The sequence below is a fragment of the Nocardioides ginkgobilobae genome (genome assembly GCF_054781275.1).
In genome coordinates, this window is sequence record NZ_BAAGUS010000016.1 from 33,620 (window position 1) to 49,217 (window position 15,598).

The window sequence follows — 15,598 nt, forward strand, 5'->3', positions numbered from 1 at the left end:
GGGAGGCGGCCGGTGGTGCCACCCGGCAGGGGGAGGCGCATAATCGAGGAATGCCTGCCCGCCCGAACCGTCGTCCGCTCGCCAACAGCCCCTTCCAGCCGGAGCCCGAGCAGGCGGTGGAGAGCTACTCGGTGGACGACCGGGTCTGCCACGACGTGCACGGCCTGGGCCGGGTCGTGTCGGTCGACGCGCACGGCGTGACCGTCGACTTCGGCAGCTCCTCGGTGCGCATCCCCAGCCCGTTCGCCAAGATGGAGCGGCTCTAGCCGCCGCCGTCGGGGTCAGAGCGCCTCGACCACCACGTCGAGCTGGGTGCCCTTGGCGCTCGGCTCACCGACCTCGACCAGCCAGCCGAGGTCGCGCAGCGCCTCGGCGAGCCGGGCGGGCGTCGAGGGGTTGGCCCCGTCCTCGAGCAACGCCCGGGTGATCCGACCCTTGGTCGCCTTGTTGAAGTGGCTCACGACCTTGCGCACGCCGTCGACCTCGTGGAGCACCCGCACGGTGGCGACCTTCGGCGCCAGGTCGCCCGAGGGGCGCCAGAAGGCGGCGTACGCCGCGGAGCGCAGGTCGACGAGCAGTCCACCGCCGAGCAGCTCGGTCATCGCGGGGTCCAGGTGGGCGCGCCAGTGGGCCGCCACCGGACCGAGCCCGGGCAGCGTCGTACCTCCCGAGAGCCGGTAGGCGGGGATCCGGTCGGCGGGGCGGACCACGCCGAAGACGCTGGAGGTGACCGCGAGCCTGGTCGAGGCACGGCGCCGGGCCGCGGGGGAGAGGGTGGCGGCGTCGAGCGCGTCGTAGACGACCCCGCTGTAGACCGCGTCGGCGCGCGCCGTCGGCGCCGAGGCGAGGTCGGCGTTGAGTGCCACCAGGTCGTGCTGGGTCGCGCCGACCTCGAGCACCGCCGCGGCCGTCGCCACGTCTCCGCGGCAGAGCTCGCCGAGCGCGTCGATGACGGCCTCCCGGGCCGGGGTCAGCCCGGGTGCCGTGATCGCGTCGAGGTCCAGCGGCTTGCCCCGGCGGGGTGCGGTCTTGCCCTCGCTGGGCGGCAGGAGGATCAGCATGGTGCTGGCTATGGTGCCTGCATGACCTCCCATCCGGTGCTGCGGGTCCCTGCCACCCTCCTGGTCGAGGAGGTACGCCGGCTGCAGGACGAGCTCGAGGTCACCCCGGCCTTCCCCGCGGAGGTCGAGCAGGCCGCGCGCGCCGCGGCCGCGCGCCCCGTGCTGCCGGAGCTGGACCGCACCGACCTGCCGTTCGTGACGATCGACCCCGACGGTGCCCGCGACCTGGACCAGGCGCTCCACGTCGAGCGGTGGGCGCCGGGTCCGGACGGTCCGGGGGGCTGGACCGTCCACTACGCCATCGCCGACGTGGCGGCCTTCGTGCGCCCCGGCGACCCGGTCGACCTGGAGGCGCACCGGCGCGGGGAGACGCTCTACGGCGCCGGCGGCAAAGTGCCGCTCCACCCGCCGGCGATCAGTGAGGAGGCGGCCTCGCTGCTGCCCGGCGAGGTGCGCCCGGCGCTGCTGTGGACGATCCGGCTGGGTCCCGACGGGGAGCGGGTCGCAGCCGACGTGCGCCGCGCGCTGGTGCGCAGCCGCGAGCAGCTGACCTACGAGGAGGCCCAGCGCCGGGTCGATGCCGGTGAGGACGGGCCGGACGGGACCCTGGCGCTGCTCGCCGAGCTCGGTCCGCTGCGGATCGCGCGCGAGGTCGAGCGCGGTGGGGTGTCGCTGCCGATCCCCGAGCAGGACGTCGTGGTCGACGGCGGCCGCTGGCACCTGGAGCACCGGGCGCGGCTGCCCGTCGAGGAGTGGAACGCGCAGGTGTCGCTGCTGACCGGGTTCAGTGCCGCGGCGATGATGCTCGAGGGCGGCGTGGGGCTGCTGCGGACCCTGCCGCCGCCGGACCCGCGCGACGTGGCGCGGCTGCGCCGCACGGCCCGGGCGCTGGGCGTCGGGTGGGCCGCGGAGCAGTCGTGGGCCGACCTGGTCCGGGGCCTGGACCCGACCCGGGCCGACCACGCGGCGATGGTCGTGGCGTGCACCCGGCTGCTGCGCGGCGGCGGGTACACCGCCTTCGACGGCACCCGGCCCGAGCAGCCGCTGCACAGTGCCCTCGCGTCGGCGTACGCGCACGTGACGGCGCCGCTTCGCCGGCTGCCGGACCGGCACACGGGGGAGGTCTGCGTGGCGCTGTGCGCCGGCACCGAGGTGCCGACCTGGGCGCGGGAGGCGCTGCCCGGGCTGCCGGCGACGATGCAGCGCTCGGGGCGGACCGCGTCGGCGTACGAGCGCGGGGTCCTGGACCTGGTCGAGGCCGGCGTGCTGCGCGACCGGGTCGGCGAGGTGATGGACGCCGTCGTGGTCGACGTCGAGGAGCGCCGTCCCGAGCGGGGGCGGGTCGTGGTGCCCGGCCCGGCGGTCGAGGCCCGGGTCGAGGGGGAGCAGCCGCTGCCGCTGGGCCAGGACCTGCGGGTGCGACTGGTGGAGGCGGACGTGGCGCAGCGGCGGGTGCTGTTCGCCCCGGCCTGAGCCTGCGCCGGGTGCCGGTCAGCCCCGGCGGACGAAGGCCGCCAGCCCGCTGGCGTCGTCCTCCCACGCGCGCCGGAAGCCGGGGTGCAGCGGGAGCGCCGCGACCTCGTCGGCGGCCACCCACCGGTGCCCGTCGGACTCCGAGCGGTCGCGCAAGCCGAGCGCCGCCGGTGCTCCGGCCGGTCGGGCGAGGACCGTCTCGTAGCTCCAGCCGCCGCACAGCGCGACGTGGGAGCCGTGCACGGCCAGCGCCGTGGCCTCCACGCCGAGCTCCTCGTGCGCCTCCCGCAGCGCGGCCTCCGTCGCCGACTCCCCGCGCTCGCGGGCCCCGCCCGGCACCGCCCAGGTGCCGCCGCGGTGGGTCCACCGCGCGCGCAGCTGCAGCAGCACGGCCCCCTCGTGGGCCACGAGCAGGCCCGCGGCCCCGCGGGGTCCCCAGTGCAGGTGCCCCCGCTCGCACGTCGCCCACGACACGTCGCCATCCTGGCACGCGGCCCCAGGGCGGCCGGCGCGCGACGCGGAGCCTCCAGAGCGGGGAGAAGCCCCGCCGTGTGCTGGGAGCGGCGGGGCTTCCGTGGGCACCGGCTCCGCCTGAGGGTGGGACCCGATACCTCCCTGCGACCCGGCTCCCCTCAGGAGCCGGTCGCGTCGTGCACCTTCGATGATCCACCCGCCCGATCGATCTGTGCAGGGGACCGCCGGATCCGGTCAGGGCAGGTCCCGGATGGCTGGCACGAAGGTGTCAGCCCGCGAGGTGCGGATGGGCCGACCTGTAGGCCGGGTTCTGTCCCTCTCCCTCGCGGGATCGGGGGCGACCATCCATCTACGGTCGCCGTTGCCGACGACCTCCAGCGGTCTACCCGCGTGCTCGGGCGGGCAGCCCTCGAACGCACGCGCGCCACCGAAGTGACTTCTTGACCTTGCTCCAGGTGGGGTTTGCCGAGCCGACCGGGTCACCCCGGTCGCTGGTGGTCTCTTGCACCACCGTTTCACCATCACCGCCCACCGATCGCTCGGCGGGAGGCTGTCTGTTCTCTGTGGCACTGTCCCGCAGGTTGCCCCGGGTGGGTGTTACCCACCACCTCGCCCTGTGGAGCCCGGACCTTCCTCGGCGCACCCGCAGGTGCGACGCGGTCGCCCGGTCGGCCCATCCGCACGAGCAGGGTAGCGGCGCGGGACCCGCGGGGGAATCCGGGAGCGGAGGCACGCGTTGGCAGGGCATGAGCGACCAGTTCCCCCAGCGGGTCCCCCCGCTCACGGTCTCCGCGCCGCGCGAGGCCGCGACGGCGTACCGCACCGCGCACGAGCTGCTCAGCGACCAGTCCCCCCGCGAAGCCCTCGACGTGCTGACCCCGGCCCTCGACGAGGACCCGGGCAACACCGGGCTGCGGTCGCTGCGGGCCTGGGCCTACCTCCAGCGCGCCCAGCTGGGGCGCGCCGAGGAGGACCTCCGCGCGGTGGTCGAGCAGGTGCCCGACGACGTGTGGGCGCGGCACGCGCTGGGTCGCAGCCTGGAGCGCCAGCACCGCCTCGCCGAGGCGCTGCCGCACCTGAAGCTGGCTGCCGTCATGAGCGGCGAGGTCGACCACGAGGTCGCGGTGCTGCGCGTGGAGCGCCGCCTCGTCGAGCTCGGGGAGCGCGACGCCGGGAGCATCACGCCGGAGGCCTGACCCCGCGGTCGCGGGCCGTGCGTCGGGGACCCGGCCTCAGGGGTGCGTGAGGACCTCGGCGCCGTCGGCGGTCACCAGCAGCGTGTGCTCGAACTGCGCCGAGGGCCGCAGGTCGCGGGTGACCGCGGTCCAGCCGTCCTCCCACATGTCCCACTCGTGGGTGCCGAGGTTGAGCATCGGCTCGATGGTGAAGGTCATGCCCACCTGGATGACGTCGTCGTAGTCGGGGTCGTCGTAGTGCGGCACGACCAGCCCGGAGTGGAAGTGGGTGCCGATGCCGTGCCCGGTGAACTCCCGCACGACGCCGTACCCGTGCCGGGCGGCGAAGGCCTCGATGACCCGGCCGACGACGTTGATCCGGCGGCCGGGCTTCACCGCCCGGATCGCGCGGTCCAGCGCCTCGCGGGTGTGGTCGACGAGCGCGCGGACCTCCGGGGTGACGTCGCCCGCGAGGAAGGTGGCGTTGGTGTCGCCGTGCACGCCGTCGAGGTACGCCGTGATGTCGATGTTGACGATGTCGCCGTCCAGCACGACCCGGCTGTCGGGGATGCCGTGGCACACGACCTCGTTGACGCTGGCGCACAGCGACTTGGGGAAGCCGCGGTAGCCGAGCGTCGAGGGGTAGGCGCCGTGGTCGCAGAGGAACTCGTGGCCGACCCGGTCCAGCTCGTCGGTGGTGACGCCCGGCCGGACGTGGCGGCCGACCTCCTCGCGCGCCTGAGCGGCCAGCCGGCAGGCAGCGCGCATGCGCTCGATGGTCTCGGCGTCCTTGACCTCGGAGCCGGTGAACCGCTCGGGGGCCGGCTTGTCGACGTACTCCGGGCGCGCGATGTGCGCGGGCACGGGGCGACGGGGCGAGACGCGGCCGGGGAGGACGGTCGGTGCAGGAGCGGTCACGTCCGACGATCCTAGGCGGCTGCCGGGTACCGTCGCCCCATGGCTGATGGAGGCATGCCCGAGCAGTACTGGTACAACGTGCGGCTGCGTCGTGTGGAGACCGTCGAGGACATGTCCCCGGCCAAGGACCGCCTCGGTCCCTACCCCACCCGCGAGGAGGCAGAGCGGGCCCTGGAGAAGGTCCAGGAGCGCAACGAGCAGTGGGACGCCGCCGACGACGACTGGGACGCCGTCGACGAGGACTGAGCGCCGGGACCGGGCATGGCCTCCTCGAACAGCTTCTTCGGGCGCGGCCGGCGCTACCGCCGCACCGACGTCTCGCCCTGGCCCTTCGTCGGGCTGGTCGGCATGGCCGCATGCTTCTTCCTGTACGCCGCCAGCGCGCCGTTCACGCCGTGGTGGGCCCAGACCCTGCTGCTGGTCTTCTGGCTCGCGGCCACGGTGCGGGCCGTGCGGTGGTGGACCCCGCACCCGGTGCGCGTGGCCTGGGTGCCCGTGGTGTGCCTGGTGGTGTGGTTCGTCGTGATCTGGGTCGGGGCGGCCCTGCTCGGCTGGTGAGGCGGGCCCGCGCTCAGTCCTCGGTGGGCCGGTCCTGGTCCTCGCGGGGCGTGCTCACCAGCCGCACCCGGGTGATCCGGTTGCCGTCGACCTCGGTGACCACCACGGCGTGCTCGTCGTCGACCGCGACCCGGTCGCCCACCTCGGCGATCCGCCCGAGCCGCTCGAGCACGAAGCCCGCCGCCGTCTCGTAGGGCCCGTCGGCCATCGCGACGCCTGTGCGCTCCTCGAACTCCTCGATCGTCAGACCGGCGTCGATGCCAGTGGTGGCGACGTCGGCGCGCGGAGGGTCGTACTCGTCGTCGATCTCGCCGATCAGCTCCTCGACCAGGTCCTCGAGCGTGACGATGCCGTCGGTGCCGCCGTACTCGTCGACCACCACGGCGATGTGGTTGCGGTCGCGTCGCATGGCGGTGAGGGTCGGCAGCACCCGGTTGGTGGCGGGGAGGAAGGAGATCTCCCGCGCCAGGTCGGCGACCAGCGCGTCGGGATCGGCGTCCAGCAGGTCGCGCACGTGCAGGAAGCCGCGCACGTCGTCGGTGTTGTCGCCGACCACGGGGTAGCGGGAGTAGGGGCTGACCCGGACGACCTCGAGCACCTCGGCGACGCTCGAGGCGCCGGGCAGCGTCGTGACGTCGGCGCGCGGCCGCATGACCTCGCGCAGGCTCCGGTCGGCGGCGTCGAAGACGTCGACGAGGATCGCCCGCTCGGAGTCCCCGAGGCCCTGGTGCTGGTCGACGAGGTAGCGCAGCTCCTCCTCGCTCATGTCCTCGGAGACCGCGTGCGGGTCGCCGCCGAAGAGCCGCACGACCGCGTTGGTGGAGACCGAGAGGAACCACACGACCGGGCGCATCAGGGTCGCGAAGCGGTCCAGCGGTGGCCCCACCAGCACGGCCACGCCCGCGGAGCGCTGCAGGGCGATCCGCTTCGGCACCAGCTCGCCGAGCACCAGGGAGAGGTAGGCGATGAGCAGGGTCAGCAGCACCAGCGCGACCGTGTCCGCGGCGTCATCGGGCAGCCCGAGCCCCTCCAGGGCCGGAGCCACGTCGGGGGCGAGCGTCGAGGCGCCGTACGCCGCGGAGAAGAAGCCCGCGACGGTGACGCCGATCTGGACCGCGGCCAGGAAGCGGTTGGGGTCGCGGGCCACGGCCGCCACCCGGGCGCCGCGGCCGCCGCGCCGCTCGAGCTGGTCGAGCTGTCCCTCGCGCAGCGAGACCAGGGCGATCTCGGTGCCGGCGAAGACCCCGCCGACGAGCACGAAGAGCAGGACGAGTCCGAGGTTGGTCAGGGTCTGGGTGTCCACGCGGGCGCTCAGGCCTCTTCCGGTGCTGGGGGATGCGAGGGGCCAGCATGCCGGAGCGGGCCAAGGCGCGTCACGCCCGCGCGTGCCCGGTCAGCGCGGGCTGACCCGCAGCATCACGTCGCGACCGTCGCCGTTGTCGGTGAGCACCAGCAGGTCGTTGCCGGGGGCCCGGACGACCTGGCGGATCCGGCCGTGCTCGCGCAGCTCGTCGGGGATGCGGACGTTCTTGAGCCGGCCGCTGGCGTCGAACTTCAGGAACTGCACGCGCTGGTCCTTCAGCACCGCCATCGCGAGCGTGCCGCGCAGGCCGCCCCACTTCTTGCCGACCACGAAGGTGGCGCCACCGGGGGCGATGGTCGGGTCGCCGGAGCGCCAGGCGGCCTCGCGCTGGCGACCGGGCAGCGACTGGTCGGTCATCGGCACCGACTCGTCGTAGCCGGGCACCGGGTGCCAGCCGTGGTCGCCGCCCTTGACCAGCCGGTTGACCTCGTCGTCGCGGAAGCTGCCGTGCTCGACCGACCACAGCGACCCGTCGGCGCGCTGCGCGAGGCCCTGGACGTTGCGGTGGCCGTAGGTGAAGACGTAGCGCTGCCGCTTGTTGTCCGCGTCGACGAACGGGTTGCCCGGCCAGGGCTTGCCGGTGGTGCGGTCCAGGCGCAGCACCTTGCCGCCGAGGGAGGTGAGGTCGCGGGGGTGGGAGCCGACCGCTGCGTCACCGGTGCCGACCAGCAGCGACCCGTCGCGGGCGACGAGCAACCGGCAGCCGCCGTGCCGGCCGGACGTGGCCGGTAGCCCCTTGAGCAGGACCCCGCGGCGCTCGACCGAGCGGAGGTCGTCCGACAGCTGCCAGGCCATGACCCGGACGTCGTGCCCGCCGCCCTGGTTCGTGGCGCCCTGGCAGGTCCAGAACCGGCCGTTGCGCCGGACGTCGGGGTCGACCTCGAGGCCGAGGAGGCCGGTCTCGCCCGAGACCCAGACGTCCTCGCTCGGGAAGTCCAGGGTGCGCACCTCGCCGTCCTCCCACAGCGAGACCGTCGCCCGGTCGCGCTGGGTCAGCAGCAGCCGGCCGCCGCCGATCGGCTTGACGTCCCACGGGTGGTCCAGGCCGTCGGCGAGCACCTCGACGCGCAGGTCCGGCACGGCGCGACCGGCCTCGACCGGACGGGTGCCCTGGGTGCCGGGGTCGGCTGCCTCGGACGGGTCGGGGGCCGCCGAGCACGCCGTGGAGGCGAGCAGCAGGCCCGCGGCGAGCAGGGCGCCCACAGGACGGCGCAGGGGACGGCGCAGGACGGGGTGCCGGGTCGACCGCATGCTCCGACGCTACGACTGTTACCAAGCCGTGGACCAGGGCTGGCTCGGCCGTGGGTGCGGGCCTCGTAGCGTCGGTGTCCTGGACAGCGACACGGACGTCGAGCCGGACCGGGGTGGACCGGCTCGAGGACCGGGGGAACACGAGTGGCCGTCCGCCGCGCAGGGGGGGGGGCGCAGGCGGACGGCCCTCCGTGCGTTCGGGGCAGGCGTCCTCAGAAGGTGTGCTCGGGCCCGGGGAACGTCCCGGCCCTGACGTCCTCGGCGTAGGCGCGGGCACCGTCGAGCAGGACCTGGTGCACGTCGGCGTACTGCTTGACGAAGCGCGCCATCCTCCCGGTCCGCAGCCCGAAGGCGTCCTGCCACACCAGCACCTGGCCGTCGCAGCCGTTGCCGGCGCCGATGCCGATCGTGGGGATCGCCAGCTCACGGCTGATCTCGCCGGCGACGTCGCCGGGCACCATCTCCATCACGACCGCGAAGGCACCGGCCGCCTCGACCGCCTTGGCGTCGCGGCGCACCCGGTCGGCGTTCTCGCCCCGGCCCTGGACGCGGTAGCCGCCGAGGGCGTGCTCGGACTGCGGGGTGAAGCCGATGTGCGCCATCACGGGGATGCCGCCCTGGGTGAGCTTCTCGATCACCGGCGCCATCTCGGTGCCGCCCTCGAGCTTCACGCAGTGCGCGCCGGCCTCCTTCATGAACCGCACCGCGGTGAGGTAGGCCTGCTCCGGCGAGGCCTGGTAGGAGCCGAACGGCAGGTCGCCCACGACCATCGCCCGCTTGCTCGCCCGGGCCACCGCGCGGGTCAGCGGCAGCAGCTCGTCCACGGTGATCGGCAGCGAGGTCTCGTTGCCCAGCACGTTGTTGGAGGCCGAGTCCCCGACCAGGAGCAGGTCGATCCCGGCCTCGTCGAAGGTGGCGGCGGTGAACATGTCGTACGCCGTCAGCATGGTGATCTTCTCGCCGCGCTGCTTCATCTCGCGCAGGTGGTGGGTGCGGACCCGCTTCGCCGGTGCGGCCCCAGGCGTCGTCGCCGGCGTCCCGCTGCCGTAGGGCGCGGTCTCCTCCGGAGTGCTGCTGCTCATCGTCGAGCTCCCTCGTGACATCTCGTGGCTCCCTGCTGGAGTCCCCGGACTGCTCACCAGGCTAGGGCCGGGACCGCCCTCCGGCACCTGTGGTCGTGGTCACGACGGGGGCTGCTCGCCGAGCGGGGTCGCGCTCGGGCCGAAGACGAACAGGGCGGGCAGGACGTCGGTGGGGTCCGCGGACCAGTCGAGCGCGAGCACCTCCACACGGGTGCGCCGGCCCATCCGTGCGCGGACCCACGTGAAGGGGTCCGTGGACAGGGTCGGGCGGGCGTCGGTCGCGGCCCGGCCGTCCAGCACGACGGCGTACGGCTGGTCGGGGGAGGGGGCCGTGTGGTGCGCGTCCGAGAGATGCACTGCCAGTCGGGTCTGGTCGAGGGTGGTCACGGGACCGCCGCCGCACGTGCTGTCGCGCCGGTGCGCGTGGTGCTCTCCCCACGTACTCGCCCCGGCGAACCCGGTCCTTCACCTCCGAGGTTGCTGTTGTCCGGTCGCCGCCTTGAGCGCGCCGCCGACACCCCGGCAGGTTCGCCCGGATCGCCCACGCCGCTTGTGAACGAAACGCGGCGGTGTGACGCGGCTGGGAGACCCGCGCTGCGCGCGCCGATCGGGTGGGAACGGGTGCCGCTCTCAGGTCTCCGCTGGCGCCCGACATCACCGTGGAAGATCTGGTTTACCTGGCGCACCAGATCCTCCACGATCAGACCCGCATCAATCTGGGCTACTAGAGACTCCCGCCAAGGCCGGCGTCTGGCCAGACTCGGCTCAGGCGCTCGGCGGGCTCGCTCGCCGGGGAGGAGACGACGGGGACGGCGACCTTCATGGTCCGCGGGCCCGTGCCGGTGATCGACGCCCTCGACCACGCCGTGACCACGCTGGCCCACCGTCTGCACGACCACCTGCCCGAGCCCACCGGCCCCGACGACACCGGCCCCACGATGGACCAGCTCCGCGTCCAGGCCGTCGCGTTCCTCGCCGCACCGCACATTGCCGCACCGCACATCGCCGAGAGCGGCACAGGCGCTGACGATGGTGGTGCCACCGCGAGGGCGGGCGGCGACAGCGCCGAGGCCCGAGCGGACGGGCCGCAGGTGCCAGCCCCGGATCTGGGGTCGACGGCTCCCCGCCGCCTGACCTACCGGCGCGCCCCCGCGGCGTTGACCTACCGGCGCGCCCCCGCGGCGTCGGCCGCCGCCTCGAGGTCGGCGACGACGATCCGCTGCATCCCCAGCATGGCGGCCTGGGCGGCCGAGGCGCGGGCGGGGTCGGGGTCGGAGAGCAGCTCGTAGAGCCGGACCGGGACCACCTGCCAGGACAGGCCGAAGCGGTCCTTGAGCCAGCCGCACATCGACTCCTCACCCCCGCCGGCCAGCAGGCCGTCCCAGTAGTGGTCGACCTCGGCCTGGTCGGCGCAGGAGATCGCGAAGGAGACCGCCTCGGTGAATGAGAACATCGGCCCGCCGTTGATGGCGCGGAAGGTGAGCCCGTCGAGGGTGAACTCGCCGGCCATGACCGAGCCCGGCTCGCCGGGCCCGGAGTCGCCGTACCGCGTCATCGTGCCGACGGAGGAGCGTGGGAAGAGCGCGGTGTAGAACGCGGCGGCCTCCTCGAGCCGGTCGTCGAACCACAGGCACGGGGTGATGGAGGAGGTGGTGAGCGGCACGGTGGCTCCTTGGCGGGAGAGGGCGGACGAAGCAGGGAGGCAGGTCACCAGCACAGACCCGACCCGCCGCCCGGACTCATCGTTTTCGGTGCCGGACACCCGCACGGGTTAGGTTCCCGCCCATGCGCGTCCTGGTCTCCGGCGGTGCCGGCTACATCGGATCCCACACCGTCCTCGCCCTCGTGGCCGCGGGTCACGACGTGGTGGTGGTCGACGACTTCTCCAACGCCAAGCCGACGGTGGTGGGCCGGCTGGAGGCGCTCACGGGACGTCACATCCCGGTGCACGCCTTCGACCTGACCGACATCGACAAGACAGAGCACCTGTTCGCGACCGACACCATCGACGCCGTCATCCACTTCGCGGGCTACAAGGCGGTGGGGGAGAGCGTCCAGAAGCCGCTGGACTACTACCAGAACAACCTGGGCTCCACCTTCTCCCTGGTCCGCGCCATGCAGAGGCATGACGTGGACAAGCTGGTCTTCTCCTCCTCCGCGACCGTCTACGGCACCGACCAGGCCGGCGCCACCGAGGACCGCCCGACCTTCGCGACCAACCCCTACGGCTGGACCAAGGTCATGCAGGAGCAGATCCTGCGCGACATCGCCGTCGCCGACCCGGACATGCGGATCGCGCTGCTGCGCTACTTCAACCCCGTCGGGGCGCACCCCTCGGGCACCATCGGCGAGGACCCCTCCGACGTCCCCAACAACCTGATGCCCTACATCGCCCAGGTCGCGGTCGGCCGGCGCGAGAAGCTCCAGGTCTTCGGCGACGACTACGACACCCCCGACGGCACCGGCGTGCGCGACTACATCCACGTCGAGGACCTCGCCGCGGGCCACGTCGCCGCGCTGGAGAAGCTGACGACCACCGACGAGCCGATCAGCACCTGGAACCTCGGCTCCGGTCGCGGCACCAGCGTGCTGGAGCTGCTGCGCGCCTTCGAGAAGGCCGTGGGCCGCGAGCTGCCCTACGAGGTCGTCGGCCGCCGCGCCGGCGACGTCGCGACGTCGTACGCCGACCCGTCGAAGGCCAACGCCGAGCTCGGCTGGTCCACGCAGAAGACGGTCGAGGAGATGTGCGCCGACACCTGGCGCTGGCAGTCCCAGAACCCCGACGGCTACCCCGACTGAGCGAAGCAGCGCCGCCCGGCGCCTGCCAGACTGCACGCGTGGACTTCTACAACGCCTACGCCCAGGGCTTCGCCCGTGTGGCGGCGTGCACGGTGCCGGTGCGACTGGCCGACCCGGCGGCCAACGCCGCGGCGGTCCTCGAGCAGGCGCGGCTGTGCCACGACGACGGTGTGGCGGTGGCGGTCTTCCCGGAGCTGTGCCTGTCCGGCTACTCCATCGAGGACCTGCACCTGCAGGACACCCTGCTGGCCGAGGTCGACGCCGCGGTGGCGAGCATCGTCGAGGCGAGCCGCGAGCTGCTGCCCGTGCTCGTCGTGGGTGCACCGCTGGCCCACGGCAACCGGCTGCTCAACTGCGCGGTAGTGGTCCACCGCGGGGAGGTGCTCGGCGTGGCGCCGAAGTCCTACCTGCCGAACTACCGCGAGTTCTACGAGAAGCGGCACTTCGCCCCCGGTGACGACCGGCGCGGCTCGACCGTGACGGTCGCCGGCCGCGAGGCGCCGCTGGGCCCGGACCTGCTCTTCGACGTCACCGACGTGCCCGGCCTGGTGCTGCACGTCGAGGTCTGCGAGGACATGTGGGTGCCCGTGCCGCCGAGCTCCGAGGCGGCCCTGGCCGGCGCCACGGTCCTGGCCAACCTCTCGGGCAGCCCGATCACCGTCGCGCGCGCCGACGACCGGCACCTGCTGGCCCGCAGCGCCAGCCACCGCTGCTCCGCGGCGTACGTCTACGCCGCCGGGGGGCCGGGGGAGTCCTCGACCGACCTGTCGTGGGACGGGCAGACGATGGTCTACGAGGCCGGCGACCTGCTCGGTGAGAGCGAGCGCTTCCCGGACGGTCCGCGCCGCACGGTGGTCGACGTCGACCTCGACCGGGTGCGCCAGGACCGCCTGCGCCAGGGGTCCTTCGACGACAACCGCCGCACCCACGCCGCGCGCACCGACGACTTCCGCACGGTGCGGCTGAGGCTCGACCCACCCACCGGTGACCTCGGGCTGCGCCGCAAGGTCGACCGCTACCCGTTCGTGCCCGACGACCCGGCGCGGCTCGCGCAGGACTGCTACGAGGCCTACTCGATCCAGGTCTTCGGTCTCGAGCAGCGCATGAGCGCCATGAGCAGCGACACCTGGCAGCCGAAGGCGGTCATCGGCGTCAGCGGTGGTCTGGACTCCACCCACGCCCTCATCGTCGCCGCGCGGGCGATGGACCGGCTCGGCCGGCCGCGCAGCGACGTGCTGGCCTACACGATGCCGGGCTTCGCGACGACCTCGGAGACCAAGGACTACGCCACGCGCCTGTGCGCGTCGCTCGGCGTCACCTTCGCGGAGATCGACATCCGCCCCGCCGCCGAGCAGATGCTCACCGACCTCGGGCACCCCTACTCCGCGGGCGAGCACGTCTACGACGTCACCTTCGAGAACGTCCAGGCGGGCCTGCGCTACGACTACCTCTTCCGGCTGGCCAACCACCACGGCGGCCTGGTCGTCGGCACCGGCGACCTCTCCGAGCTCGCGCTCGGCTGGTGCACGTACGGCGTGGGCGACCAGATGTCGCACTACAACGTCAACGCGGGCGTGCCGAAGACCCTCGTGCAGCACCTGATCCGCTGGGTGGCCGACTCCGGCCAGTTCCCCGAGGACACGACCGCGGTGCTCCGCGAGATCCTCGCGCTCGAGATCACCCCCGAGCTGGTGCCGACCGTCGGCGACGCCGTCCCGCAGCGCACCGAGGACTCCGTGGGGCCCTACGCCCTGCAGGACTTCACGCTCTTCCACGTGCTGCGTCGCGGCTACCGCCCCCGCAAGGTCGCCTTCCTGGCCTGGCACGCGTGGCGCGACCGCACCGAGGGGGAGTGGCCCCCGGGCCTCCCGGAGGACAAGCGCGGCGAGTTCGACCTCCCCACGATCCACCGCTGGCTCGAGGTCTTCGTGCGCCGCTTCTTCGCCAGCCAGTTCAAGCGCTCGGCGCTGCCCAACGGCCCGAAGGTCAGCCCCGGCGGCACCATGTCGCCGCGCGGGGACTGGCGGATGCCCTCGGACGCGTCCGCCGCGGCCTGGCTGCGCGAGCTGGAGCGCGACCTGCCCCACTAGGCTCTGGCCATGGGCAAGCAAGAGGAGTTCGTGCTCCGGGCGCTCGAGGAGCGCGACGTACGGTTCGTCCGGCTGTGGTTCACCGACGTCCTCGGCTCGCTGAAGTCGGTGGCGGTCGCCCCGGCGGAGCTGGAGAACGCCTTCTCCGAGGGCATCGGCTTCGACGGCTCGGCCATCGAGGGCTTCGCGCGGGTCTTCGAGTCCGACATGCTGCTCAAGCCCGACCCCTCGACCTTCCAGATCCTGCCGTGGCGCAGCGGCGAGGGCCCGGCCACGGCGCGGATGTTCTGCGACATCGAGATGCCCGGCGGCGAGCCGTCGTACGCCGACCCGCGGCACGTGCTGAAGCGGACCCTCTCCAAGGCCGCCGACCAGGGGTTCACCTTCTACACCCACCCCGAGATCGAGTTCTACCTCTTCAAGAGCCTCCCCGCGCACGGCGAGGAGCCGGTCCCGGTGGACCGCTCGGGGTTCTTCGACCACACCGCGCAGTCCGAGGGCGCCGACTTCCGCCGCGAGGCGATTACGATGCTGGAGTCGATGGGCATCTCGGTCGAGTTCAGCCACCACGAGGGCGGCCCGGGACAGCAGGAGATCGACCTGCGCTACGCCGACGCGCTGTCGACGGCCGACAACATCATGACCTTCCGCACCGTCATCCGTGAGGTGGCGCTCTCCCAGGGCATCTGGGGCAGCTTCATGCCCAAGCCGTTCACGACCCACCCGGGCTCGGGCATGCACACCCACCTGTCGCTCTTCGAGGGCGACGAGAACGCCTTCTACGAGGCCGGCGCGGAGTACTCCCTGTCGCAGACCGCGCGGAAGTTCATCGCCGGCATCCTCACCCACGCCAACGAGATCTCCGTGGTGACCAACCAGTGGGTCAACTCCTACAAGCGGATGATGTTCGGCGGCGAGGCCCCCTCCTACATCTGCTGGGGTCACAACAACCGCTCGGCGATGATCCGGGTGCCGATGTACAAGCCGCTCAAGGGCCAGTCGACCCGCGTCGAGCTGCGCACCCTCGACGCCGCGTGCAACCCCTACCTCGCCTACGCCGTCGTGCTGGCAGCCGGGCTCAAGGGCATCAACGAGGGCTACGAGCTGCCCCGTGAGGCCGAGGACGACGTGTGGTCGCTCACCGAGCGCGAGCGCAGCAGCCTGGGCATCAAGCCGCTGCCGCGCAACCTCAACGACGCGATCACCATCGCCGAGGACTCCGAGCTGCTCGCCGAGACCCTGGGCGAGCAGGTCTTCGACTTCCTGCTGCGCAACAAGCGCGCGGAGTGGGACGAGTACCGCGGGCAGGTCTCGGCGTTCGAGCGCGACCGGATGCTCCCGGTCATCTGACCGG

General features: G+C 73.3%; 16 protein-coding genes and 1 other RNA gene. 8 read left to right on the top strand and 9 right to left on the bottom strand.

The features are described 5' to 3' along the window. Positions 1–50 precede the first annotated feature (50 nt). Complete coding sequence (locus tag ACYVID_RS14535; protein ID WP_300642928.1) at positions 51–266, top strand: hypothetical protein; 216 nt, start codon at positions 51–53, stop codon at positions 264–266. Positions 267–281: 15 nt separating this feature from the next. Here ACYVID_RS14535 and yaaA read toward each other — a convergent pair whose 3' ends face one another. Beyond that, a complete protein-coding gene (gene yaaA / locus ACYVID_RS14540; protein ID WP_460738236.1) occupies positions 282–1,061 on the bottom strand; it encodes a peroxide stress protein YaaA in 780 nt (259 codons plus the stop codon). A 21-nt stretch (positions 1,062–1,082) separates the two neighbouring features. Here yaaA and ACYVID_RS14545 point away from each other — a divergent pair, with 21 nt between their 5' ends. Continuing rightward, complete coding sequence (locus tag ACYVID_RS14545) at positions 1,083–2,534, top strand: RNB domain-containing ribonuclease (RefSeq protein WP_460738238.1); 1,452 nt, start codon at positions 1,083–1,085, stop codon at positions 2,532–2,534. A gap of 18 nt (positions 2,535–2,552) precedes the next feature. Here the strand turns inward: ACYVID_RS14545 and ACYVID_RS14550 are convergent, their stop codons facing one another. Both ACYVID_RS14550 and rnpB read right to left on the bottom strand, forming a co-directional pair. After that, positions 2,553–3,008, bottom strand: a complete 456-nt coding sequence (locus tag ACYVID_RS14550) for an NUDIX domain-containing protein (protein WP_460738240.1) — start codon at positions 3,006–3,008, stop codon at positions 2,553–2,555. Positions 3,009–3,291: 283 nt separating this feature from the next. Beyond that, positions 3,292–3,684: RNase P RNA component class A (rnpB, locus tag ACYVID_RS14555), an RNA gene on the bottom strand. 70 nt (positions 3,685–3,754) lie between these two features. Between rnpB and ACYVID_RS14560 the strand changes: the two genes are divergently transcribed. Then, entirely contained in the window at positions 3,755–4,204 is a 450-nt protein-coding gene (locus ACYVID_RS14560; protein ID WP_460738242.1) for a tetratricopeptide repeat protein, read from the top strand. 36 nt (positions 4,205–4,240) lie between these two features. On the opposite strand, the gene map is transcribed toward ACYVID_RS14560, so the two are convergent. Next, entirely contained in the window at positions 4,241–5,101 is an 861-nt protein-coding gene (map, locus tag ACYVID_RS14565; RefSeq protein WP_460738244.1) for a type I methionyl aminopeptidase, read from the bottom strand. A 39-nt stretch (positions 5,102–5,140) separates the two neighbouring features. Between map and ACYVID_RS14570 the strand changes: the two genes are divergently transcribed. Together ACYVID_RS14570 and ACYVID_RS14575 are read left to right on the top strand one after the other, a co-directional pair. Beyond that, complete coding sequence (locus ACYVID_RS14570) at positions 5,141–5,347, top strand: SPOR domain-containing protein (RefSeq protein WP_460738246.1); 207 nt, start codon at positions 5,141–5,143, stop codon at positions 5,345–5,347. A 15-nt stretch (positions 5,348–5,362) separates the two neighbouring features. After that, positions 5,363–5,659 (top strand): hypothetical protein, encoded by a 297-nt coding sequence (locus tag ACYVID_RS14575; protein ID WP_460738248.1) that lies wholly within the window; start codon positions 5,363–5,365, stop codon positions 5,657–5,659. 13 nt (positions 5,660–5,672) lie between these two features. Here the strand turns inward: ACYVID_RS14575 and ACYVID_RS14580 are convergent, their stop codons facing one another. From ACYVID_RS14580 to ACYVID_RS14600, 5 genes are all read right to left on the bottom strand, one after another. Further along, complete coding sequence (locus ACYVID_RS14580; protein ID WP_460738250.1) at positions 5,673–6,962, bottom strand: hemolysin family protein; 1,290 nt, start codon at positions 6,960–6,962, stop codon at positions 5,673–5,675. 90 nt (positions 6,963–7,052) lie between these two features. Further along, positions 7,053–8,273 (bottom strand): PQQ-dependent sugar dehydrogenase, encoded by a 1,221-nt coding sequence (locus tag ACYVID_RS14585; protein ID WP_460738252.1) that lies wholly within the window; start codon positions 8,271–8,273, stop codon positions 7,053–7,055. 212 nt (positions 8,274–8,485) lie between these two features. Next, positions 8,486–9,355, bottom strand: coding sequence for a 3-methyl-2-oxobutanoate hydroxymethyltransferase (gene panB, locus ACYVID_RS14590; protein WP_460738254.1), 870 nt, complete (start codon positions 9,353–9,355; stop codon positions 8,486–8,488). Positions 9,356–9,454: 99 nt separating this feature from the next. After that, positions 9,455–9,742, bottom strand: a complete 288-nt coding sequence (locus ACYVID_RS14595; RefSeq protein WP_460738256.1) for a hypothetical protein — start codon at positions 9,740–9,742, stop codon at positions 9,455–9,457. A gap of 775 nt (positions 9,743–10,517) precedes the next feature. After that, the gene (locus ACYVID_RS14600; RefSeq protein ID WP_460738258.1) at positions 10,518–11,018 is read right to left on the bottom strand and encodes a VOC family protein; all 501 of its coding nucleotides are present in this window, start codon (positions 11,016–11,018) and stop codon (positions 10,518–10,520) included. Between the two features lie 122 nt (positions 11,019–11,140). Here ACYVID_RS14600 and galE point away from each other — a divergent pair, with 122 nt between their 5' ends. From galE to ACYVID_RS14615, 3 genes are read left to right on the top strand one after another with little or no spacing between them, the layout of a single operon-like run. Further along, a complete protein-coding gene (galE, locus tag ACYVID_RS14605; protein ID WP_460738260.1) occupies positions 11,141–12,154 on the top strand; it encodes a UDP-glucose 4-epimerase GalE in 1,014 nt (337 codons plus the stop codon). Between the two features lie 38 nt (positions 12,155–12,192). Then, entirely contained in the window at positions 12,193–14,244 is a 2,052-nt protein-coding gene (locus ACYVID_RS14610) for an NAD(+) synthase (RefSeq protein ID WP_460738262.1), read from the top strand. A 9-nt stretch (positions 14,245–14,253) separates the two neighbouring features. Continuing rightward, entirely contained in the window at positions 14,254–15,594 is a 1,341-nt protein-coding gene (locus ACYVID_RS14615; protein WP_460738264.1) for a glutamine synthetase family protein, read from the top strand. The last annotated feature ends 4 nt before the right edge of the window (positions 15,595–15,598 follow it).

Coding starts and splice junctions, on each gene's coding strand:
- panB (WP_460738254.1), bottom strand. CDS start 9,355: ATGAGCAGCAGCACTCCGGAGGAGACCGCGCCCTACGGCAGCGGGACG.
- ACYVID_RS14570 (WP_460738246.1), top strand. CDS start 5,141: ATGGCTGATGGAGGCATGCCCGAGCAGTACTGGTACAACGTGCGGCTG.
- ACYVID_RS14560 (WP_460738242.1), top strand. CDS start 3,755: ATGAGCGACCAGTTCCCCCAGCGGGTCCCCCCGCTCACGGTCTCCGCG.
- yaaA (WP_460738236.1), bottom strand. CDS start 1,061: ATGCTGATCCTCCTGCCGCCCAGCGAGGGCAAGACCGCACCCCGCCGG.
- ACYVID_RS14575 (WP_460738248.1), top strand. CDS start 5,363: ATGGCCTCCTCGAACAGCTTCTTCGGGCGCGGCCGGCGCTACCGCCGC.
- ACYVID_RS14585 (WP_460738252.1), bottom strand. CDS start 8,273: ATGCGGTCGACCCGGCACCCCGTCCTGCGCCGTCCCCTGCGCCGTCCT.
- ACYVID_RS14545 (WP_460738238.1), top strand. CDS start 1,083: ATGACCTCCCATCCGGTGCTGCGGGTCCCTGCCACCCTCCTGGTCGAG.
- ACYVID_RS14615 (WP_460738264.1), top strand. CDS start 14,254: ATGGGCAAGCAAGAGGAGTTCGTGCTCCGGGCGCTCGAGGAGCGCGAC.
- ACYVID_RS14535 (WP_300642928.1), top strand. CDS start 51: ATGCCTGCCCGCCCGAACCGTCGTCCGCTCGCCAACAGCCCCTTCCAG.
- galE (WP_460738260.1), top strand. CDS start 11,141: ATGCGCGTCCTGGTCTCCGGCGGTGCCGGCTACATCGGATCCCACACC.